Source organism: Microbacterium sp. SL62, from assembly GCF_026672635.1.
Classification (GTDB): domain Bacteria; phylum Actinomycetota; class Actinomycetes; order Actinomycetales; family Microbacteriaceae; genus Microbacterium; species Microbacterium testaceum_A.
Genome location: NZ_JAPPRM010000001.1, coordinates 2,360,796 through 2,381,163, shown reverse-complemented (window position 1 = coordinate 2,381,163; position 20,368 = coordinate 2,360,796). Strand labels below are relative to the sequence as shown.

Annotated in this window: 20 protein-coding genes and 2 tRNA genes; 15 read left to right on the top strand and 7 right to left on the bottom strand. The window is 71.0% G+C overall.

Annotated features, from left to right (window positions below; all coding sequences use genetic code 11):
- The first annotated feature begins 13 nt into the window (after window positions 1-13).
- The 4 genes from OVA26_RS11445 (at window position 14) to OVA26_RS11430 (ending at window position 4,466) form a co-directional block, all read left to right on the top strand.
- Window positions 14-1,063 (top strand): 3-isopropylmalate dehydrogenase, encoded by a 1,050-nt coding sequence (locus OVA26_RS11445; protein WP_074695142.1) that lies wholly within the window; start codon window positions 14-16, stop codon window positions 1,061-1,063.
- A gap of 54 nt (window positions 1,064-1,117) precedes the next feature.
- A complete protein-coding gene (locus OVA26_RS11440; RefSeq protein WP_268104146.1) occupies window positions 1,118-2,224 on the top strand; it encodes a branched-chain amino acid aminotransferase in 1,107 nt (368 codons plus the stop codon).
- Between the two features lie 225 nt (window positions 2,225-2,449).
- Window positions 2,450-3,217, top strand: coding sequence for a fumarylacetoacetate hydrolase family protein (locus OVA26_RS11435; RefSeq protein ID WP_268104145.1), 768 nt, complete (start codon window positions 2,450-2,452; stop codon window positions 3,215-3,217).
- Window positions 3,210-4,466, top strand: coding sequence for an MFS transporter (locus OVA26_RS11430; RefSeq protein ID WP_268104144.1), 1,257 nt, complete (start codon window positions 3,210-3,212; stop codon window positions 4,464-4,466). Before OVA26_RS11435 ends, OVA26_RS11430 begins: the two co-directional genes overlap by 8 nt.
- 97 nt (window positions 4,467-4,563) lie before the next feature.
- On the opposite strand, the gene OVA26_RS11425 is transcribed toward OVA26_RS11430, so the two are convergent.
- A complete protein-coding gene (locus OVA26_RS11425) occupies window positions 4,564-5,652 on the bottom strand; it encodes an aminotransferase class V-fold PLP-dependent enzyme (RefSeq protein WP_268104143.1) in 1,089 nt (362 codons plus the stop codon).
- Window positions 5,653-5,732: 80 nt separating this feature from the next.
- Between OVA26_RS11425 and OVA26_RS11420 the strand changes: the two genes are divergently transcribed.
- The 6 genes from OVA26_RS11420 (at window position 5,733) to OVA26_RS11395 (ending at window position 10,275) form a co-directional block, all read left to right on the top strand.
- Entirely contained in the window at window positions 5,733-6,695 is a 963-nt protein-coding gene (locus OVA26_RS11420) for a LysR family transcriptional regulator (protein WP_268104142.1), read from the top strand.
- Window positions 6,696-6,705: 10 nt separating this feature from the next.
- Complete coding sequence (gene gltX / locus OVA26_RS11415) at window positions 6,706-8,214, top strand: glutamate--tRNA ligase (protein WP_268104141.1); 1,509 nt, start codon at window positions 6,706-6,708, stop codon at window positions 8,212-8,214.
- A 235-nt stretch (window positions 8,215-8,449) separates the two neighbouring features.
- A tRNA-Gln gene (locus OVA26_RS11410) sits at window positions 8,450-8,521 on the top strand.
- Window positions 8,522-8,628: 107 nt separating this feature from the next.
- On the top strand, window positions 8,629-9,552 hold the full coding sequence (locus OVA26_RS11405; RefSeq protein ID WP_056230667.1) for an alpha/beta hydrolase family esterase: 924 nt from the start codon (window positions 8,629-8,631) through the stop codon (window positions 9,550-9,552).
- 27 nt (window positions 9,553-9,579) lie between these two features.
- Complete coding sequence (locus OVA26_RS11400; protein WP_056230670.1) at window positions 9,580-9,762, top strand: hypothetical protein; 183 nt, start codon at window positions 9,580-9,582, stop codon at window positions 9,760-9,762.
- A gap of 90 nt (window positions 9,763-9,852) precedes the next feature.
- Window positions 9,853-10,275: a hypothetical protein gene (locus OVA26_RS11395; protein WP_156371727.1), complete on the top strand. Its 423-nt coding sequence runs from the start codon at window positions 9,853-9,855 to the stop codon at window positions 10,273-10,275.
- Between the two features lie 18 nt (window positions 10,276-10,293).
- Here OVA26_RS11395 and OVA26_RS11390 read toward each other — a convergent pair whose 3' ends face one another.
- Genes OVA26_RS11390 through OVA26_RS11380 form a run of 3 tightly spaced genes read right to left on the bottom strand, consistent with a single transcriptional unit; the run spans window position 10,294 to window position 13,162 of the window.
- Complete coding sequence (locus OVA26_RS11390; RefSeq protein ID WP_074695133.1) at window positions 10,294-11,067, bottom strand: ABC transporter ATP-binding protein; 774 nt, start codon at window positions 11,065-11,067, stop codon at window positions 10,294-10,296.
- Window positions 11,064-12,062, bottom strand: a complete 999-nt coding sequence (locus tag OVA26_RS11385) for a FecCD family ABC transporter permease (protein ID WP_256335561.1) — start codon at window positions 12,060-12,062, stop codon at window positions 11,064-11,066. The genes OVA26_RS11390 and OVA26_RS11385 overlap by 4 nt, the downstream gene beginning before the upstream one ends.
- Window positions 12,063-12,115: 53 nt before the next feature.
- On the bottom strand, window positions 12,116-13,162 hold the full coding sequence (locus OVA26_RS11380) for an ABC transporter substrate-binding protein (RefSeq protein ID WP_074695131.1): 1,047 nt from the start codon (window positions 13,160-13,162) through the stop codon (window positions 12,116-12,118).
- A 203-nt stretch (window positions 13,163-13,365) separates the two neighbouring features.
- Between OVA26_RS11380 and OVA26_RS11375 the strand changes: the two genes are divergently transcribed.
- The 4 genes from OVA26_RS11375 to OVA26_RS11360 are packed head-to-tail and all read left to right on the top strand — an operon-like array spanning window position 13,366 to window position 17,489.
- Window positions 13,366-14,151 (top strand): DeoR/GlpR family DNA-binding transcription regulator, encoded by a 786-nt coding sequence (locus OVA26_RS11375; protein WP_074695130.1) that lies wholly within the window; start codon window positions 13,366-13,368, stop codon window positions 14,149-14,151.
- Complete coding sequence (locus OVA26_RS11370; protein WP_074695129.1) at window positions 14,148-15,113, top strand: 1-phosphofructokinase family hexose kinase; 966 nt, start codon at window positions 14,148-14,150, stop codon at window positions 15,111-15,113. Before OVA26_RS11375 ends, OVA26_RS11370 begins: the two co-directional genes overlap by 4 nt.
- An 18-nt stretch (window positions 15,114-15,131) precedes the next feature.
- A complete protein-coding gene (locus OVA26_RS11365; RefSeq protein WP_074695128.1) occupies window positions 15,132-17,192 on the top strand; it encodes a PTS fructose transporter subunit IIABC in 2,061 nt (686 codons plus the stop codon).
- Window positions 17,193-17,219: 27 nt separating this feature from the next.
- Window positions 17,220-17,489 (top strand): HPr family phosphocarrier protein, encoded by a 270-nt coding sequence (locus tag OVA26_RS11360; RefSeq protein ID WP_056230686.1) that lies wholly within the window; start codon window positions 17,220-17,222, stop codon window positions 17,487-17,489.
- A 168-nt stretch (window positions 17,490-17,657) separates the two neighbouring features.
- Here the strand turns inward: OVA26_RS11360 and OVA26_RS11355 are convergent, their stop codons facing one another.
- Complete coding sequence (locus tag OVA26_RS11355) at window positions 17,658-18,296, bottom strand: MBL fold metallo-hydrolase (protein ID WP_268104140.1); 639 nt, start codon at window positions 18,294-18,296, stop codon at window positions 17,658-17,660.
- A 186-nt stretch (window positions 18,297-18,482) separates the two neighbouring features.
- Between OVA26_RS11355 and OVA26_RS11350 the strand changes: the two genes are divergently transcribed.
- A tRNA-Glu gene (locus OVA26_RS11350) sits at window positions 18,483-18,558 on the top strand.
- Between the two features lie 165 nt (window positions 18,559-18,723).
- Here OVA26_RS11350 and OVA26_RS11345 read toward each other — a convergent pair.
- Together OVA26_RS11345 and OVA26_RS11340 are read right to left on the bottom strand one after the other, a co-directional pair.
- Entirely contained in the window at window positions 18,724-19,800 is a 1,077-nt protein-coding gene (locus OVA26_RS11345; RefSeq protein WP_268104139.1) for a DUF4349 domain-containing protein, read from the bottom strand.
- Window positions 19,797-20,351 carry an RNA polymerase sigma factor gene (locus tag OVA26_RS11340; RefSeq protein WP_268104138.1) on the bottom strand — a complete coding sequence of 185 codons (555 nt, stop codon included), beginning with the start codon at window positions 20,349-20,351 and terminating at the stop codon, window positions 19,797-19,799. Before OVA26_RS11340 ends, OVA26_RS11345 begins: the two co-directional genes overlap by 4 nt.
- Window positions 20,352-20,368: the final 17 nt, after the last annotated feature.

Genomic DNA, 20,368 nt, shown 5'->3' with positions numbered 1-20,368 from the left:
TCTGAGGAGAGCGATGTCGCGTGTCGTGAAGCTGGCCGTCATCCCCGGTGACGGCATCGGTCCCGAGGTCGTCACCGAAGCCGTGAAGGTGCTCGACGCCGTCACCGCCGCGTCGGACGTCACGTTCGAGAAGACGCCGTTCTCGCTCGGTGCCGGGCGCTACCTCGAGACGGGTGACACCCTGACCGACGACGATCTCGCCGCGATCGCCGCACACGACGCGATCCTGCTCGGCGCCGTCGGGGGAGTCCCCGGCGACCCCCGCCTGAAAGACGCCAACATCGAGCGCGGTCTGTTGCTGAAGCTCCGTTTCGAACTCGACCACTACGTCAACCTGCGGCCCTCGAAGCTCTACCCCGGCGCCGCGGGCCCGCTCGCCGACCCGGGCGACATCGACTTCGTGGTCGTCCGCGAAGGCACCGAGGGGCCGTACGTGGGCAACGGCGGTTCGATCCGTCGCGGCACCGCGCACGAGGTCGCCAACGAGACCTCGGTGAACACCGCCTTCGGGGTCGAGCGCGTCGTCCGCTACGCCTTCGCCCTCGCCGAACGCCGTCGCCACAAGCTGACGCTCGTGCACAAGACCAACGTGCTCGTCCACGCCGGCGGCATGTGGAAGCGCATCGTCGACGCCGTGGCGCAGGAGTTCCCCGGGGTCGACGTAGACTACCTGCACGTCGACGCGGCAACCATCTTCCTGGTCACGAACCCGAGCCGTTTCGACGTGATCGTCACCGACAACCTCTTCGGCGACATCCTCACCGACCTGGCCGGCGCCGTCACCGGAGGCATCGGCCTCGCCGCTTCGGGCAACATCAACCCCGACGGCGCTTTCCCCTCGATGTTCGAGCCCGTGCACGGATCGGCGCCCGACATCGCGGGATCCCAGAAGGCCGACCCCACGGCCGCGATCCTCTCCGTCGCCCTCCTGCTCGATCACCTCGGGCTCACCGACGAATCCGCCCGCGTCACCCGCGCGGTCGAGGACGACATCGCGAACCGCGACGGGGTCCGCACCACCGCCCAGATCGGCGACGCCATCGCCGAGCGCGTCCGGGCGTAACCTGGACCGATCGGCGAGCATCGCCCCCGGCACTCGACAAGCTTTGGACAACGAATGACCACCATCGACACCGATCCCGACACCGGACTCGACCCGCTCGAGTTCGCCGTCACCCGCAACCTCGCGGCCAAGAGCGCCACCGACCGCGATGCGATCCTCGCCAACCCCGGCTTCGGGCAGAGCTTCACCGACCACATGGTCGACATCTGCTGGTCTGTCCGCGGCGGCTGGCACCGCCCGCGCGTCTCGCCCTACGGACCCATCTCGCTCGACCCGGCGGCCGCGGTGCTGCACTACGGCCAGGAGATCTTCGAGGGCATCAAGGCCTACCGTCACGCCGACGGCTCGGTCCACACCTTCCGCCCCGACCAGAACGGCCGCCGCCTGCAGCGCTCGGCCCGTCGCCTGGCCCTTCCCGAGCTGCCCGTGCCGTACTTCCTGCAGTCGCTGCGCGAGCTCATCGCCGTCGATGGCGCATGGGTGCCCTCCGGCGACGATCAGAGCCTGTACCTGCGTCCGTTCATGTTCGCGAAAGAGGCGTTCCTCGGCGTCCGCCCCGCGCACAAGGTCGCGTACTACCTGATCGCCAGCCCCGCCGGCGCCTACTTCAAGGGCGGCGTGCAGCCGGTGTCGATCTGGCTCAGCGAGGACTACTCCCGAGCCGGCAAGGGCGGCACCGGAGCAGCCAAGACCGGTGGCAACTACGCCGCGAGCCTGCTGCCGCAGTCCGAGGCGTACGAGAACGAGTGCGACCAGGTCGTCTTCCTCGACCAGGACCGCAACGTCGAAGAGCTCGGCGGCATGAACGTCGTGTTCGTCTACAAGGACGGCTCGATCGTCACCCCGCAGTCCGACTCGATCCTCGAGGGCATCACGCGCGACTCGATCCTGCAGCTCGCTCGTGACCGCGGCCACCACGTCGAGGGACGCAACGTCTCGCTCGACGAGTGGCGCCAGGGCGTGACATCCGGAGACATCGTCGAGGTGTTCGCGTGCGGCACCGCCGCGGTGGTCACCCCGATCGGCATCCTGAAGGGCCGCGACTTTATCGACGAGCAGCCGACCGGCACCCTCGCGCTCGAGCTGCGCGAAGAGCTCACGAACATCCAGTACGGCCGCGCCGAAGACAAGCACGGCTGGCTGTACCGCCTCGACGCCTGACCCGCGTCGTCTCACGGAGGGGTTCCCGGATGCCGGGGGCCCCTCCGTCGCGAGTGCGGGGGTCGCAGCCCATCCGCGGCCCGAGCGCCCCGTGATCCACGCATGAACGCGACGCGCGCGCTGAAACGCGTGCCGCCCGTGTTTCTCGGCGAGGGGCGACTTCACCCGGGGAGAGGGACCGGGGGTGGCCCCGCGCGTGTCGGAGGCCGCGGATAGGCTGGCACGGTGAAGATCGCTCGTTTCAGCCACCAGGATGCCCTTCGCTACGGGATCGTCGACGACGGCGAGCTCGTGGTGCTCGCCGGAGACCCGATGTTCGCCGGATTCGACACGACGGGGGAGCGCATCCCCCTGTCCGAGGTCGCGCTGCTCGCCCCGGTGATCCCGCGCTCGAAGGTCGTCTGCATCGGCAAGAACTACCACGACCACGCCGCCGAGATGGGCGGGGATGCACCCGCCGAGCCGCTGATGTTCCTCAAGCCCAACACCTCGGTCATCGGCCCGAACGATCAGATCGTGCGCCCGACGAAGCTCAGCTCGCGCACCGACTACGAGGGCGAGCTGGCCGTCGTCATCGGTCGCATCGCCAAGAACGTCCCCGCCGAGCGCGCGGGCGAGTACATCTTCGGCTACACCGTCGCCAACGACGTCACTGCTCGTGACCTGCAGGCCACCGACGGCCAGTGGTCCCGCGCCAAAGGCTTCGACACGTTCTGCCCCGTCGGCCCCGTCATCGAGACCGACCTCGACCTGAAGGCCGCGTCCATCACGACGCGCGTGAACGGCGAGGTGCGTCAGCAGGGCCCCGTGTCCGACATGATCCACGACATCCCCGCCCTTATCGCCTACGCCAGCGCCGTGTTCACCCTGCTCCCGGGCGACCTGATCCTCACCGGCACGCCGGCGGGCATCGGCTCGTTCGACGCCGGCGACGTCGTCGAGGTCGAGATCGACGGCATCGGGGTGCTGCGCAACACCGCGCGAGATGCCTGAGATCCCGACGCCCGCGGGCGTCGATTTCGCCGCCACTCAGCGCCGGACGGTGCGGGTGCTCGCGGCGGGGCAGGTGCTCACGGGTGTCGCGTTCGGGGCGACGCTGTCGCTCGGGGCGTTGCTGGCCGCCGATCTGTCGGGTCAGGAGGCGTTGTCGGGCTTCGCGACGGCATCGGTCACCCTGGGCGCGGCGCTCACCGCGATCCCGCTCGCTCGACTGGCCGGCCGCCGGGGTCGGCGTGTCGCCCTGACGACGGGCAACATCGCCGCGCTCCTCGGCATCGCGGTCGTGATCACCGCGGCGGCGCTGCGCGCGTTCCCCCTGCTGTTGGTCGGCATCGCCCTGATCGGCGCCGGCAACGCGGCGACCCTGCAGTCGCGGTTCGCCGCCACTGACCTCTCCACGACCTCGCGCCGCGGGCGCGACCTGGCGACCGTGGTGTGGGCGACGACGGTGGGCGGTGTGGTCGGGCCCCTGCTCCTGGCACCGGGTGAGCTCATCGGCGCGAGCGTGGGCATGCCTCCGCTCACGGGGGCGTACCTGTTCTCGTTCGCCGCGCAGGTCTGCGCCTTCGGGCTGTACGTGCTCGTGTTGCGCCCGGATCCGCTGCTGCTCGCCCAGCGCCTCGACCGCGAGCGCACGGCATCCGCCACCGCTCCCGCCCCCGAGGCCGATCGTCCGTTGACCGCCCGCTTCGCGATGCTCGCGGTCGCGGCCTCGCACGTCACGATGGCGTCGGTCATGGCGATGACTCCGGTGCACCTCTCGCACATCGTCGCTCCGGATGCCGTGACCCTGGCCGTCGGCGTCACGATCGCCCTGCACGTGTTCGGTATGTACGGGCTGTCGCCGCTGTTCGGCGGGCTGGCGGACCGGTGGGGGAGGATCCCCGTGATCCTGCTGGGGCAGGTGCTGCTGGCCGCATCGCTCGCTGTGGCCGCCGCCTTCTCGGACACGCAGGGCGGAGTCCTCGTCGCCCTCGTTCTGCTCGGGCTGGGGTGGAGCGCGGCGACCGTGGCGGGCTCCGCGCTGTTGACCGAAGCCACACCCCTCGCCCTGCGTCCTCGACGTCAGGGCCGCAGCGACACCCTCATGACCGCGTGCGCGGCGGTGGGTTCCGTGCTCGCCGGAGTCATCCTCGGCCTCGTCGGCTACGGCGGACTCGCGCTGTGGGCGTTCGTGCCGGTCGCGCTGGTGTGCGCGGGGGCGGTCGTCGTCGGGTCCCGCCGGCCGATACCCGCCGCGTGAGGCACGGGGCGTGTCGCTTCGAGCCCTGTCCTCGTGACGGTCCTCGGTGGCTCACGCGTCAACGCGCCGCCGGGTGAGCCGACGGGCGTGGGGCGCCTCAGATCGCGTAGACCAAGCCGTCGAAGGCCGAGAGGTCCTCGCCGCCGCGGACGCCGAGCGCGTGCAGAGCCCGGTCGACGTCGAGTTCGTCGTTGAACCCGTGGAATGCCACGCGGGCTCGACCCGCGCGCCCCGACGCCGTGATCCCGTGGGCGGTCAGTTGGGCGAGGGCTTCACCCGTGGCATCCGGCCAGGTGACGATCGCCGAGGGGCGCTCGGGGTGCTCCAGGCCGAGGCCCTCGCGGAAGCGTGCCGCCAGGCCCGTCACGTGCGCGTAGGTCGCCGTGATGTCGGTGTCGGCGAACAGGGCGAGCGCGGGGGCGGCCCCCACGAACGCCTGCCACGCGGGCGAGACGTCGAAGCGGCGGGCATCGGCGGCGAGGGTGCCGCCCGTGCCGTAGCAGGACGACCACGGGTCGTCGCCCGCGTACCACCCGGCCTGCACGGGCCGGATCTCGCTCGCGAACGCGGGCGTGATCGTGAGGAAGGACACGCCGCGGGGGCAGCAGAGCCACTTGTAGGCGTGACAGACCGTCGCGTCGAACATGGTCGCGTCGACGGGGAGCCACCCCGCGGCCTGGGTGAGGTCGCACAGGGTGCGCGCTCCGGCGCGGGCGGCCGCGGCGGCGATGCCCGCGGCATCCGCGACCTCTCCGGTGGCCGACTGCACGAGCGAGAAGGCGACGAGCCAGGTGTCGGGGGAGACGGCGGCGGCGAGTTCCCGAAGGGGAGCCGTGCGCAGTCGCACGCCCCGGCCCGCGTGGGCGAACGGGGCGACGAGCGACGAGAAGTCGCCCTCGGCGCACAGCACTTCGGCGCCGTCGGGCACCGAGGCGGCCAGCAGCGCCACCTGGACCGACGTCTGCGAGCCGATCGCGACGTCGCTCACCGGGGAGCTCACGAGACGCGCGTACGAGGCTCGAGCCTCTTCGACGGCCAGGGACGCAGCGACGACGTCGGGTCGACCGGATGCCGCCGACTCGAGGTCGGCGCGGACCGCGGCCACCGTGGCGCGCGAGGGCAGGCCGAGGGTGCAGGCTGCGAGGTAGTCGCGGCCGCCGGCGAAGTGCGATGCGAGGCTGCTCATGAACCCAGGATCTCGCCGCGCGTGTCATTGCACCAGAACAGGTGTTGCATGAAAACCATCACGTCTGCTTATGTATGCTCATGGTCGACATCGACGACTCCCTCGACGCGAACGCCCTGCGGGTGGTCAAAGCCATCGCCGACACCGGGTCGATCACGGCCGCCGCCCGAGCCCTCGGCTACAGCCAGCCCGCGGTGAGCCAGCAACTGCGGCGGCTCGAACGACGGGCCGGGATGCCGGTCGTCGAACGCGTCGGCCGAGGCGTGCGTCTCACCGAGGCCGGGTCGATCCTCGCCCGTCACGCCGCCGCCGTGACCACGGCCCTCGACGCCGCAGCCGGGGATCTCGCCGAGCTCCGGGGACTTCGCGCCGGCCGGGTTCGCATCGCCGCCTTCCCCTCCGCATCGTCGACCGTGGTGCCGCGCGTGATCGCCGCCGTCACCGCGCGCCGCCCGGGCGTCTCGATCAGCTTCGTCGAAGCCGAGCCGCCCGAGGCCATCGCCGCCGTGCGCGAGAACCGTGCCGACATCGCCCTCACCTACAGCTACCCCGGCGATCGGCGCGAACATCTCGAGTCCGCGGCATCCGGTCTCTCGTCCCGACTCATCGGCGACGACGACACCGTCGTGGTCGTGCCCACCGGCCACCCGGCCGCGGCGCACGACCCCATCGACCTGTCGCAGCTCGCGGGGGAGCGATGGATCGCCGGCTGCCCGCAGTGCCGCGGGCACCTTCTCGAAGCGTGCGGCCGGGCCGGGTTCACGCCCGACATCGCGTTCGAGACCGACAACTTCATCGCTGTCGAGAACCTCGTCGCCCAGGGGGTCGGCATGGCGATCCTGCCGCGGATGGCGGTGGCATCGCTCCCGATGCTCGCGGGCATCGCGGCTCCTCGACTGCCCGCGGCCGAGGCGCGCACCCTGCACGTCGTGACCGCGCGGGGGGCCGAGCACGTGCCCGCGGTCGGAGCGGCGTTGGAGGTCATGGGCGAGGTGCTGGCCGATCACCTCCGGCACTCGGGAAGCGACACCGCCCGCCGGTAGGATCGAGGGGATGTCTGCCACGCCCGATCCCCGCACCACGACCGCCACCGGCGCCGACGTTCGCGTCCGCTTCTGCCCCTCACCCACGGGGCTGCCGCACGTCGGTCTCATCCGCACCGTCCTGTTCAACTGGGCCTACGCCCGGCACAACGGCGGCAAGCTCGTCTTCCGCATCGAAGACACCGATGCCGCCCGCGACAGCGAGGAGAGCTACCAGCAGCTCCTCGAGGCGCTGCGGTGGATGAACATCGACTGGGACGAGGGTGTCGAGGTCGGCGGACCCCACGCTCCGTACCGACAGTCGCAGCGCCACGAGATCTACCGTGAGGTGCTCGACAAGCTCATCGCCGCGGGGGCGGTGTACGAGAGCTACTCGACCGCCGAAGAGATCGACGCGCGCAACGAAGCCAACGGCCGCGCGAAACAGCTCGGCTACGACAACTTCGACCGCGACCTCACGGACGAGCAGAAGGCCGCCTTCCGCGCCGAGGGTCGCGAGCCCGCGTGGCGCGTGCGCGTGCCCGACGAGGACCTCACCTTCGTCGACCTCATCCGCGGCGAGGTCACCTTCCCGGCCGGGTCGTTCCCCGACTTCGTGATCGTGCGCGCCGGCGGCATCCCGCTCTACACGTTCGTGAACCCCGTCGACGACGCGCTCATGGGAATCACCCACGTCATCCGCGGCGAAGACCTCATGCCCTCGACCGCTCGTCAGCTCGCGCTGTACCGCGCGCTGCTCGACGCCGGCGTCACCGACTTCCTGCCGCGCTTCGGCCACATGCCGCTCGTGCTGGGCGAGACCGGCAACAAGAAGCTCTCCAAGCGCGACCCGCAGGCCGACCTGTTCCTGCAGCGCGAGAAGGGCTTCATCCACGAGGGCCTGCTCAACTACCTCTCGCTGCTCGGCTGGTCGCTCGCGAGCGACCGCGACGTGTTCTCGCTCGACGAGATGATCGCCGCCTTCGACATCGCCGACGTGAACCCGAACCCGGCGCGCTTCGACCAGAAGAAGGCCGAGGCCATCAACGGCGATCACATCCGCATGCTGGATGCCGATGACTTCGCGACCCGGATCGTCCCCTACCTCGCGGGGGCGGGCTTCATCGCGGAGCAGCCCAGCGAGGAGCACCGCGCGATCATCGCCCAGGCGGCTCCGCTCGTGCAGGAGCGCGTGCAGCTGCTGGGCGAGGTCCCCGGCATGCTCGGCTTCCTCTTCGTGTCCGAGGTCGACTACGCCGAGGATGCGCTCAAGGGTCTGCCCGCGAATGCGGCGGAGGTGCTCGCGGCATCCGTTCGTGCCCTCGAGGGTGTCGACGACTTCACTGCCGCCGCCGTGCAGGAGGCCCTGTCGACGGCCCTCGTCGAAGAGCTCGGGCTTAAGCCCCGCGTCGCCTACGGCCCGCCGCGCGTCGCGCTGACCGGCCGCCGCATCTCGCCGCCGCTGTTCGAATCGATGGAGCTGCTCGGCAAGGCCGAGTCGATCCGCCGCCTCGAGGCGCTGGTCTCGCACCTGGGCTGAGACGCCCCCCGATCCCCGTGGCCTTCCGGTCGCGGGGATCGCGCGTTCTCGAGCGCGCGGCGGCGCCCGACGCAGAGGATGCGACGCGGATCGGTGAGCGAACCTCCGTCGTCGGCGCGGCTGGCGACGAGTCACCCGGGACGCGCCCGGGACGCGCCGAGCGGGGCGCCGGTTTGGCGCAGGGCTCCGCGTCACGTAAGATTGATCCTCGGCACGAGTTACGGCTCGAAGCCATTGGGGTATGGTGTAATTGGCAACACGGCGGTTTCTGGTTCCGTTGTTCTTGGTTCGAGTCCAGGTACCCCAGCTCTGTGAAAAGGCCCGGTGATCGGAAGATCCCGGGCCTTTCGCGTACCTCGCGCCGCGGCGGTGAGCGGCTCCGGGCCATCGAGGTGCGAACCGTAGGATGACCGGATGCGCCCCCGCGTCCCTTTTCTCGTGGTCGTCTCGCTCGTGGCCGTGCTGATGGCGGGCTGCAGCGCCTCGCCCGCGGCTCCGCGAGAGGCCAGCCCCACATCGACGTCGGCGTGCGCCGCGGCTTCGAGTCTCCCCTCGGGCGAGACGACACGGCTGTCGTTGACCGTCGCGGGCGAGGACCGCCTCTTCGACGTCCACGTGCCCGCCGGCCACGACGGCACCACACCGTCGCCGCTCATCCTGGGGTTCGCCGGGTATCGCGCGCCGGTCGGCGAACTCGAGCGCGAGGTCGGATTGAACGACAGCGGTGCGGTGGTCGTCTACCCTCAGCCCGCCAGTTCCGCCGTCGGCACGGGCTGGCAAGGAGCGCCGTACTCGTCCGGCGCCGATGACGTGGCCTTCACCACGGCGGTGCTCGACGACGTGGAATCGCGTCTGTGCATCGACACCGCGCGCGTGTTCGCGGCGGGAATGTCCAATGGCGGAGGGTTCGTCTCGCTGCTCTCGTGCGCTCTGCCCGAGCGCATCGCCGCGTTCGCGGTGGTCTCGGGAGCCGTGTACCCCGCGACCAACCCACCGTGCCCGGATGCCCGGCCGGTCCCCGTCATCGAGTTCCACGGCACCGCGGACGACGTCATCCCCTATGACGGCGGCACCCGCCACGACGCCGGGGTCGTTCCGGTGACGCTGTGGCTGTCGCAGCTCGTGGCCCGCAACGGGTGCACCCCCGAGCCACGGTCGGAGACGGTCTCCACGGGGGTCGAGAAGCAGAGCTGGACGGGATGCCGGGACCATGGCGCCCTCGTGCACTACCGGATCGACGGGGGAGGGCACGTGTGGCCCGGCGCCCCGGGGTCGGGCGAACACGTTGACGCGACGACCCTGATCGAAACCTTCTTCACAGCTCACCCTCTGCCGTGAACGGCGGATCGGCGAGAGGATGGCTCCATGGGACTCTTCGTACAGCGACCCGAGGAACCGAGCGAGTGGGCCGGGCTCCCCGGCGAACCGGCGCGGCCGAAGACCCGGGCCGAACTCCTGCCCGACGATGAGCACCCCGCGGCCGTTCCCGGGCTGCTCGACCTCGGCGGTTCTTCGGTGACCTCGGTCGAGATCCCTCTCGGCGACTAAATCCGGCGCGCTCGGCGCGATCAAAGACTTCGCGGGTTAGCATCCGAGCGGGGACGCAGGATGTCTCCCTCCTCGCGGAAGAAGGTCCTCGTGAAGCGCTCCCTCGCTCTTCGGCTCGCCCTGGTCGTCACGGCCGGCGTCCTGCTCGCGGGCTGCGCGCCCGCGGCATCCGACACTCCCGTCGCGCCCGCGGCGGACGCTCCGAGTCCCGCCGCGTCGGTGGACGACCAGGCCTTCGCCCCCACGGTCGTCTCTCCCGAGGACCTCGACGGCAAGGACGCGACCGTGAAGATCGGCACCTCGCTCGTGCTCGCGGTCCCCGACGGCACCGAGGCCGAATGGACCGGGTCGACGGCCGACGTGGCGATCGCCGACTTCTCCCCGGGAGGGCCTTCCGAGGGTTCGGTGTTCCGCCCCGGCTTCCTGCCGCACGAGATCGGTCAGACGGCGGCCACCCTCACGGGCCCGGACGGCAAGACCCTCCGCTTCACCCTCTCCGTCATCGCCCCCTGAGAGGGTGGACGGAAGGGATCAGGATGCCAGCGGCCCGTCGAACAGGATCGTGGAGCGCCCGGTCTCGGCATCCGGGATCACTCTCGCCCTCACCTCGTACACCTCGGCGATGAGCGCCGGCGTGAGCACTTCGGCGGGGGCTCCCGCGGCGACGACGGCGCCCTCGCGCAAGACGAGCACGCTGTCGCAATAGGTCGCCGCGAGGTTGAGGTCGTGCAGGGCGATGATGCTCGTCACCGGCAGGGCAGCGACCAATGCCAGCACGTCGAGCTGGTGACGGATGTCGAGGTGGTTCGTCGGCTCGTCGAGCAGCAGCTCGCGGGGCTCCTGCGCCAGGGCGCGGGCGATCTGCGCACGCTGACGCTCTCCACCGGACAGGGTGTGCCAGAGGCGGTCGGCCTTGTCCGTCAGGGCGACCCGCTCGAGCGCCGCGGCGATCGCCTCCTCGTCGCCGCTGGTCGACCCGCCCCAGATCGGGCGGTGCGGAGTGCGACCGAGGCGCACGACATCGCGGACCATGATGTCGGCGTCGGTCTCGGCGTGCTGCGTGACCACCGCGACCGTGCGGGCGAGATCGCGGCGGCGCCACTGCGTCAGCGGCCGCTCGTCGAGCAGGACCTCGCCGGAGTCCGGCCGCGCCGCGCCCTGCAGCAGGCGCAGCAGCGAAGACTTGCCCGAGCCGTTGGGCCCGAGCAGACCCACGGTGGTCCCGGGGTCGGGATGCAGCGAGACGCCGTCGACGACGAGGGTTCCCCCGCGCGTCCAGCGCACCTCGCGGGTTTCGAGCGTCATGCGCGTCCCCTCCGTCGAACGAGCAGAGCGACGAAGACGGGGACGCCGACGATCGCCGTCCCGACCCCGACCGGCAGGGGCGTCGGAGCGAAGAGCGTGCGCGTCGCGGCATCCACCCACACCATGAACACGGCGCCGACGACCGCCGCGAGCGGGACCACGCGCATGTGACGCTGGCCGACCAGCAGGCGGACGGCGTGCGGCACGACGAGGCCGACGAAGCCGACCGCGCCGACGACGCTGACCAGGGCCGCGGTCATGAGGGCCGTCACGATGAGCAGCCCGACGCGGGTGCGGGCGACGGGAATGCCGAGCGAGGCGGCCACGTCGTCGCCGAACGTGAAGGCATCGAGGGCGCGTGCCGCGAACAGGCACACCGCACCCCCGACGACGACCACGACGGCGCACAGGACGACCTTGTCCCAGCGCATGCCCTCGAGCGAGCCGAGGAGCCAGAACATCACGCCCCGCGTCTCGTCGCTGTCGGCGACCGCGAACACGACGAGAGAGGTCAGCGCCGAGAAGAACTGCGTGCTGGCGACACCGGCCAGGATGACGCCCGAGGTACCGCCCGAGGTGAAGCGCGACAGCAGCAGCACGAGACCGAACGCGACCAGTGCGCCGACGAAGGCTCCGCCCGACAGGCCGAGGACCCCGCCGCCGATCCCGAGCACGCCGATCACGACCGCGCCGGTCGACGCCCCCGACGACACGCCCAGCACGAACGGCTCGGCGAGCGGGTTGCGCAGCAGCGACTGCATGACGACCCCGCAGAGCGCGAGACCTGCCCCGGCGCAGGCGGCGACCAGGGCGCGGGGGAGACGCTCCTCCCACACGATGGCGTTCTTCGCGGCCTTGACCGGGATGTCGGCGAGACCGAGGTGGTTCAGCAGCACGTCGCGCACGTTCACCAGCGACACGTCGGCGGGGCCGAGCGTGACCGCGACACCCACCGAGATCACCAGGACGACGAGGCCGGCGAGAGCGAGCAGGATGCCGAGTCCCGCGGAACCCCGACCGAGTCGGGCCCGCGAGACGACGGGCGCGCTCAGAGCGTGCTCCCGTTCTCGTCCCACCAGGCGCGGATCTTGTCGAGCGCGTCGACGAAGCGGATCGAGGGGTTCAGTTCCGCGCCGTGCAGCGCGATGTACCGCTTCTCCTTCACGGCGGTCATGGTGCTGGTGAGCGGGTCGCTCTCGAGGAACGCGATCTTGTCGGCGAGCCGGTCGCCCGGGAAGCGGTCCCGCTGCAGGTCGCCCAGCACCAGCACGTCAGGGTCGGCCGAGACCATGCTCTCCCACCCGACCGCGGGCCAGTCGTCGGTCTGCCCGGCGAACACGTTGGTCATCTTGGTGGTGGATGCCAGGAGTGCGGCGTTCGAGAATCCGCCCGCGACGTAGGGGGTCTTGGTGTCGGCGAACCAGAAGGCGACGCTGTGGCCCTCGAAGTCGATGCCCTCGGTCGCGGCGGCGGCCCGCTGCTGCAGCGAGGAGATCAGCGCCTCGCCGCGATCCGAGACGTCGAAGACGCGGGCGAGGTCGCGGATCTCGCCGTACAGCGCGTCGATCGTCAGCGGGGTGGTCCGCTTTCCGCCCGCGTTGAAGCTCACGTCTCCGTCGCAGTCGGTGGGGGAGAGGTAGGAGGCGATACCGGTCTCGGCGAAGCGATCCCGCGTGGCGACGCCACCCTGGGCGAAGTGGCGGCCGAACGAGGCGGTGACGAAATCGGGATCGGTTCCGAGCACGGCCTCGTACGAGGGGGCGTTGTCGGACAAACGGGGAATGGCGGCGTTCGCCTCGGCGAGCGAGTCCAGGACAGGATCGGTCCAGGATGCCGTGCCGACCATGCGGTCCTGGAGCCCCAGCGACAGCAGGATCTCGGTGGAGTCCTGGTCGAGCGAGACCACGCGGCTGGGGGCCTGATCGACCGTGATCTCGCGCCCGCAGTTCTCCAGCGTCAGGGGGTAGACCGTGGCGCCCTCTCCGGCCGAGGTGGCGGAGGCTTCGGGAACGACCTCCGACGCTCCGCAGCCGGTCAGAGCGGCTGCGGCGGTCAGCAGGACGAGGGGGAAGGCGAGGGCGCGGGCGCGTGGCATCCGGGAACTCCGTAGGGATCGTGGAACGAGCGGCCCGACGGCGGACCAAAGGTAAGGATAGCCTCACTTTCTGCGCGGCCGAGTCGCGGTTCTTCGTTCGTGTGGCAAATCGCGCTGTCGCTGGATTGCTTTCCCCGTTCGCATTTCTGTTGCCGTGTGTGGTTTCGTGTTGTATCGTGTGGGAATCTTCGAAGGGGATTCCCGTGTACGCAATGGAGCGCCAGCAGCTCATCGAGCGCGAACTGCGCGACGTCGGACGCGTCAGCGTCGTCGACCTCGCCCGCCGCTTCGACGTCACGACCGAGACCGTCCGCCGCGACCTGGACCGCCTCGAGTCGCTCGGATCCCTGCGCCGCGTCCACGGCGGGGCGGTCGACATCGGTCGCGCCAGCACTGCTGAGTCCCCCCTCACCGAGCGCCGCGAGCGCCACCGCGATGCCAAGCGCGCGATCGCCACCGAAGCCGTGTCTCTGCTCGGACCGGACTTCCGCGGCTCGATCTTCGTCGACGCCGGCACGACCCCCGCCGAGGTCGCCTCGCTCCTTCCCGCCGCTCTCGGAGCGGGCATCGGCGGTGTCGAGGTGGTCACGCACTCCCTCGAAGCCGCACACCTGCTCGCCGGAGAGGAGCGTCTCTCGCTCACCACCATCGGCGGGCGCGTGCGCGGCGTCACCGCGGCCGCGGTCGGAGCGCACACCGTCCGCGCGATCGGACAACTGCGTCCGGATATCGCGTTCGTCGGAACGAACGGTCTCAGCGCCGGTTTCGGACTCAGCACCCCCGACCCCGAAGAGGCCGCGGTCAAGGCGGCCATCATCCAGTCCGCCCGTCGCGTGGTCCTCCTCGCAGACGCGGCGAAGTTCGGTGAAGAGCTGCTCGTCCGCTTCGCCCGACTCGACGAGCTCGACGTGCTCGTGACCGACGCCGCCCCTCCGGCGGCCCTTTCCGAGGCCCTCGCGGCCGCCGACATCGAGGTGCGCGTCGCATGATCGTCACTCTGACCGCCAACCCGTCCGCCGACCGCGCCGTCGTCCTGTCCGAGGCCCTGCAGCCCGGCGAGGTGCAGCGCGCCCTGTCGTCGCGCGAAGACGCCGGAGGCAAGGGCGTGAACGTCGCCCGCGTCGTCTCGGCCGCGGGAGCCCCCGCGCGCGCCGTGGTGCCGGTCAACGCCCACGACCCCTACCGGATGCTCCTCGAAGACACCGGCATCGCCCTCGACGCGATCGAGGTGGCCGGTCGGGCCCGGGCGAACCTCACGATCACCGACCCGGCGGGCGAGACGACCAAGCTCAACCTGCCGGGTGCCGAACTCTCGGCGGCCGAAGCCGACGCCCTCGTCGCGGGCGTCGTCGCCGCGTCGCAGGGCGCGACCTGGCTCGTCCTCGCCGGCTCGCTTCCGCCCGGAGTGCCGGTGTCGTTCTACGCCGACCTCATCGCCGCGGTGCGCGAGCGCTGGGGCGCCGCCGCCCCGCTCATCGCTGTCGATGCCTCCGGGCCGGCGCTCAGCGCCGTCGTCGCCACCGCCCGCCCCGACCTCATCAAGCCCAACCACGAGGAGCTCGCCGAACTCGTCGGCGAAGACCCCGCAGCCGACGACGACGTGCACGACGCCGCCTCGCGCCGCGCACGCACGCTGGTTCCGGGCCGCGTGGCATCCGCCCTCGTGACCCTCGGCGCTGACGGCGCCCTGCTCTTCACGGCTGACGGAACCTGGCGCGGTCGCGCCCCCCGCATCCAGGTCGCCAGCACCGTCGGCGCGGGCGACAGCTCGCTCGCCGGCTACCTGCTCGCCGACCTCGAGGGCGCGACCGCGCCCGACCGTCTCGCGCGCAGCATCGCCTACGGAGCGGCCGCCGCCACTCTGCCCGGCACGCAGGCGCCGACCCCCGACGATCTGCCCGCGGGGCCGATCGCCGTCACCGAATTCCCCACCCCCATCGCAACATCCTGACCACGGAGGTCACTGACAATGTCCGACATCATCACTCCGGAGCTCGTCACTCTCGACGCGCCCCTGGGCACCGACAAGCAGTCGGTGATCCGTGCTCTCGCCGAGCGCGTCGTCGCGCAGGGCCGCGCGCGCAGTGCCCAAGAGCTGTTCGACGACGCGTGGGCGCGTGAGCAGAAGGACGAGACCGGCCTGCCCGGCGGCATCGGCATCCCGCACGCGCGCAGCGCCTCGGTCACCGAGCCCACCCTCGCCTTCGCGCGGCTCACGCCCGGCGTCGACTTCGGTGCCCCCGACGGACCCGCCGACATCGTGTTCCTCATCGCGGCGCCCGAGGGTGCCGACGAGGCTCACCTCTCGGTGCTGTCACAGCTGGCCCGCAGCCTCATGAACAACGACTTCATGTCGGGCCTGCGTTCCGCGCAGACGCCCGCCGAGGCCGTGACGCTCATCACGGCTGCCATCACCCCGGCCGCCGCACCCGCGGCAGCCCCGGCGGCGGCAGCGCCCGCGGCCACGCGCGCCGAGGCCCGCACCGCCACCAAAACCAAGAAGATCGTCGCCGTCACCGCGTGCGCCACGGGCATCGCCCACACCTTCATGGCCGCCGACGCGCTCACCGCCGCCGGCGCCGAGACCGAGGGCGTCGAGCTCATCGTCGAACCGCAGGGCTCGAGCGGCTACAAGGCCCTTCCGCAGAGCGTGATCGACGACGCCGACGCCGTGATCTTCGCGGTCGACGTCGACGTGCGCGAGCCGCAGCGCTTCGCGGGCAAGCCCGTCGTCCGCGCGGGCGTCAAGCGCGGCATCGAGCAGCCGAAGCAGCTCATCGCCGAGGCCCTCGCCGCCAGCGAGAACCCGAACGCCGCTCGCGTGCAGGGCGGTGGCGCCGCGGCATCCGCTCCGGACGCCCCCGTCGCGCAGCAGTCGGTGGGGCGCCGCATCCAGCGCTGGCTGCTGACGGGTGTCAGCTACATGATCCCGTTCGTCGCCGGTGGTGGTCTGCTCATCGCGCTCGGCTTCCTGCTCGGTGGCTACGAAGTCACCAAGAACGCCGCGAACGTCATCATCCAGAACTCGCTCTGGGACCTGCCGACCGAGAACATCACCTCGTCGTTCGGCCCGGTGGGTCAGTACCTCGGGTCGGTCGCCTTCATGATCGGCGCCACGTCGATGGGCTTCATCGTCGCCGTGCTCGCGGGCTTCATCGCCTACGCGATCGCCGACCGCCCCGGCATCGCGCCCGGCTTCGTCGCCGGTGCCGTCGCCGTGCTCATGAACGCCGGCTTCATCGGCGGCATCATCGGTGGTCTGCTCGCGGGCTTCATCGCCTGGTGGCTCGGTCGCTTCGACGCGCCCCGCTGGCTCCGCGGCCTCATGCCCGTGGTCATCGTGCCGTTCCTCGGTTCGATCTTCGCCTCGGGGCTCATGATCCTGTTCCTCGGTCGTCCGATCGCGGCCCTCATGGCGGCGCTCACCGACGGTCTGACCTCGCTCGCCGCCAGCGGTGCCGGAGCCATCGTGCTCGGCGTCATCCTCGGTCTGATGATGTGCTTCGACCTCGGTGGACCCGTCAACAAGGTGGCGTACGTCTTCGCCACCACGGGGCTCGCCGCCGCGACCCAGACGAACACCACCCCGTACCTGATCATGGCGGCCGTCATGGCCGCTGGCATGGTGCCCCCGCTCGCGATGGCCCTCGCCTCGACGCTGCTCGCCCGCAAGAAGTTCACCCCGGTCGAGCGCGAGAACGGCGCGGCCGCGTGGCTGCTCGGTGCTTCGTTCATCTCCGAGGGCGCGATCCCGTTCGCCGCGGCCGACCCGCTGCGCGTCATCCCCGCGTCGATGGTCGGTGGCGCCATCACGGGTGGTCTCAGCATGCTGCTCTCGGTGCAGTCGTTCGCACCTCACGGAGGCATCTTCGTCTTCTTCGCGATCAACCCCTTCTGGGGTTTCGCCCTCGCAATCGTGGCGGGTACCGTCGTGACTGCGCTGATCGTCGTCGCCCTCAAGGGCATCGGCCGCAGCACGCAGGACGCCGCCGTCACCGAGGCTGCTCCCGCAGCCACGGTCGCCGCGTAACACCCCGTCGAATCGGAAGGATTCACCATGGCAGAACGTCAGGCCACCATCGCGAGCGCCTCGGGCCTCCACGCCCGCCCCGCGAAGCTCTTCGTGCAGGCCGTGCAGGAGAAGAAGATCCCCGTCACGATCGCCGCCGAGGGCGGTGCCGACCTCAACGCCGGCAGCATCCTGTCGCTCATGGGCCTCGGCGCCGGTCACGGCACCGTCGTGACGCTGAAGGCCGAGGGTGAGGGTGCCGAGCAGGCGCTCGACGAGCTCGTCGCCCTTCTCGAGACCGACCTCGACGCGCAGTAAGCGACCCTTCACAGAACACCGGATGCCACGGCCCCAGGGCTCGTGGCATCCGGTGTTTTTGGCCTCAGGGGGTGCGGAACTCCTGAGAACTCGTGAACCGATGCTGATCTCTCGGGTCTCCGCTCGCACGCTCGCCGCATTCTCAGGAGATGGGGCACGCTGCGGTCGTCACACCTCGACCGAGTCGCCCGGCTTGAGATCGACGAACGAGCCGCCGTTCTGCTCGACGGCCCAGGTGAGGCGCGCGTCGCCCATCTGCTTGCCGGCGACCGACAGGGTCATGTCGTGCGTGGCGAAGACACGCTCGGGCTTGACGTCGAGGACGTAGTCGATGACCTCGCCGATCTTCAGCCAGGGGGCGCCGACCGGGGCCGCGAGCAGGGCGATCTTCTTGTGCTTGGGCACCGCGTAGGAGTCGCCCGGGTAGTACACCGCGTCGTTGACGAGGACGCCGACGTTGTCGACCACCGGAATGGAGGAGTGGATGACGGCGTGCTTGCCGCCGAAGAACTCGAGGTGGAAGGGGCCGAGGTCGAGGGTGTCGCCCGGGTGGACCACGGTGACCTCGAAGCCCGCGGCCGCCTCGCTCACGCCCTCGGGTCCGTAGATCGGCACGCCCGGGTGCGCCTTCTGCAGGCGTGTGAGGTGCTCGGGCGTCCAGTGATCCGCGTGCTCATGCGTGATCACGACCCCCGCGAGGTTCGTGAGGTTGTCCAGCGGCGAGGTGAAGCTGCCCGGATCGATCACGAGCGAGTGACCGGATTCGACGAGGACCAGGGCGGCGTGTTCGTGCTTCGTGAGGCGCATGCTCCGAGTCAACTCCCGACGGAGGGAGAGAGGCAAGCGCTGGCGCGAAGGGTGAACAGCGTCTAACGGCTCTTCCCTGTGCGCCCAACTCGCGGTACCGTGGCCGGACACGCCCGGGATTTCGACGGCTCGGCCTCGATTTTGCGTGCGCGTCAATCGTGATGCATACTTGAACGGTTGCGACGCGGCCCCATCGTATAGCGGCCTAGTACGCCGCCCTCTCACGGCGGTAACGCGGGTTCGAATCCCGCTGGGGTCACCAACACGACGAAGAGCTTCGACCGAATGGTCGGAGCTCTTCGTCGTTGTGGTGGGTGCGGCCGGGGAGAAGGAGCTCGCGGACGCTCGAGCGGACTCGGATGCCGAGACGATCCGGCATCCGATCCCCGGCTCCTTCCGTCGGTCCGCGGCTGCTGAGCGTTGCAGCTCAGCCTTCGCGCGCCTCGCGACCGCGCCGCAGCGCCCGGCGCACGCCCCACGTCACCGTGAGGACCACCGCCGCGACGGCGATCCAGGGCAGCAAGAAGCCGAGGCCGATCACGATGCCGTTGAGCGTGGCCACCAGACCGTTCCAGCCGGCGCCGAGCCCGTCGCCGAAACCGGCGGGGTCGGCGGCGACGGCGGGGGAGCGTTCGTCGAGCTGCACGCTGAGCGACGACATCGCGACCTGGGACTCGACCGACTGCAGCACCTGACGGTCGGAGTCGAGCTGCGCCTGTCGCTCGGCCAGGGCGGATTCCGCCGTGATCAGGTCGGATACCGAGCCCGCCTTCGCCATCAGCTCCGTGAGTCGCGCCACCGAAGCCTCGCCGGCCGCGACTCGCGCGCGCAGGTCGACCGTCTGCTCGGTGACGTCGGAGCGGTTGACGGTCGTGGCCGTGATCACTCCGACCTGGCGCAGTCCGTCCATCGTGCTCGTGAGGGCGGTGGCGGGGACACGCACGGTGATCCAGCCCGAGGATGCCGCGGGCCCGGTCGCCGAGCCCTCGTACGGCACCGCGCCGATCGCACCGCCCAGCTGCGACGACTCGACGTATCCGCCCGCCCCGGCCGCGGCGGAGCCGATCGCGTCGATCGCCGCGGCGATGTCGTCCACTTCGACCGTGCTGGAGCCGGTGGCGACGATGTCGCGGGTCGCCGCGTCGCGCGCCGCAGCGTCTCCCGCGGCGGCCCCGGACGACGAGGACGACCCCGCGGCCTGCTCGCCCGGGGCGATCGGCGCGACGGGTGGGTTTAGGGCGGATCCGCTCGAGTACTGGTCCGTGAGCCCCTGGCTCTCGGCCCCGACGACGGTGCTCGATCCGCTGGACCCCGAGGTGGCGGTCAGCGACGGGCCGACGAACGCGGCGACCACGACCACGGCGGCCGCGGCTCCGGCGCCCGTCCAGATCCCGCGACGACGGCGGCGCGTGCGCTCGCGCTCGTCGGCGATCCGGCCGAAGACGGCGGCTTCGATGGCATCCATCCGGTCGGCGGGGAGAGGGGGAAGAGTGGGCGTGGTCATGGGGTCTCCGTCTCCATCGCGGTGGCGCGCACCCGGGAGCGGATGCGGGAGAGGCGGTTGCGAACGGTCCCGTGCGACACGCCCAGCGAGGCGGCGGCGGCTTCGTACCCGTAGCCCTCGGCGGCGCACAGGCGGAAGATCTCGCGGTCGAGGTCGCTGAGCCGATCGACGGCGGCCAGGATCGCGGCCACGGTCTGCGCCTGCACGACCTGAGCCTCGACGTCGACGGCCGAGGGGATCTCGTCGTCGAGCGCCGCGTGCGATCCATGGCGACGACGCGCCCTCAGTCGGTTCTGCGCCTGCAACCGGCAGACGGTCGCGAGCCAGGGCAACAGGGACTCGCCCTCCAGCCGCAGCGACGGAATCTTCCGCCAAGCGACCACGAACGTCTCCTGCACCACGTCCTCGGCGTCCGCGGGCTCGCCGACCAGACCGAAAGCGATCCAGTACACGGGTCGCGCGTACGCCCGATACAGCTCGCGATACGCGACCTCCGACCCGCCGGCGGCGCGCGCCACGAGGGCCCTGTCGTCGATGACTCCGTGGGTCATGGCATCCGTTCCGCTCT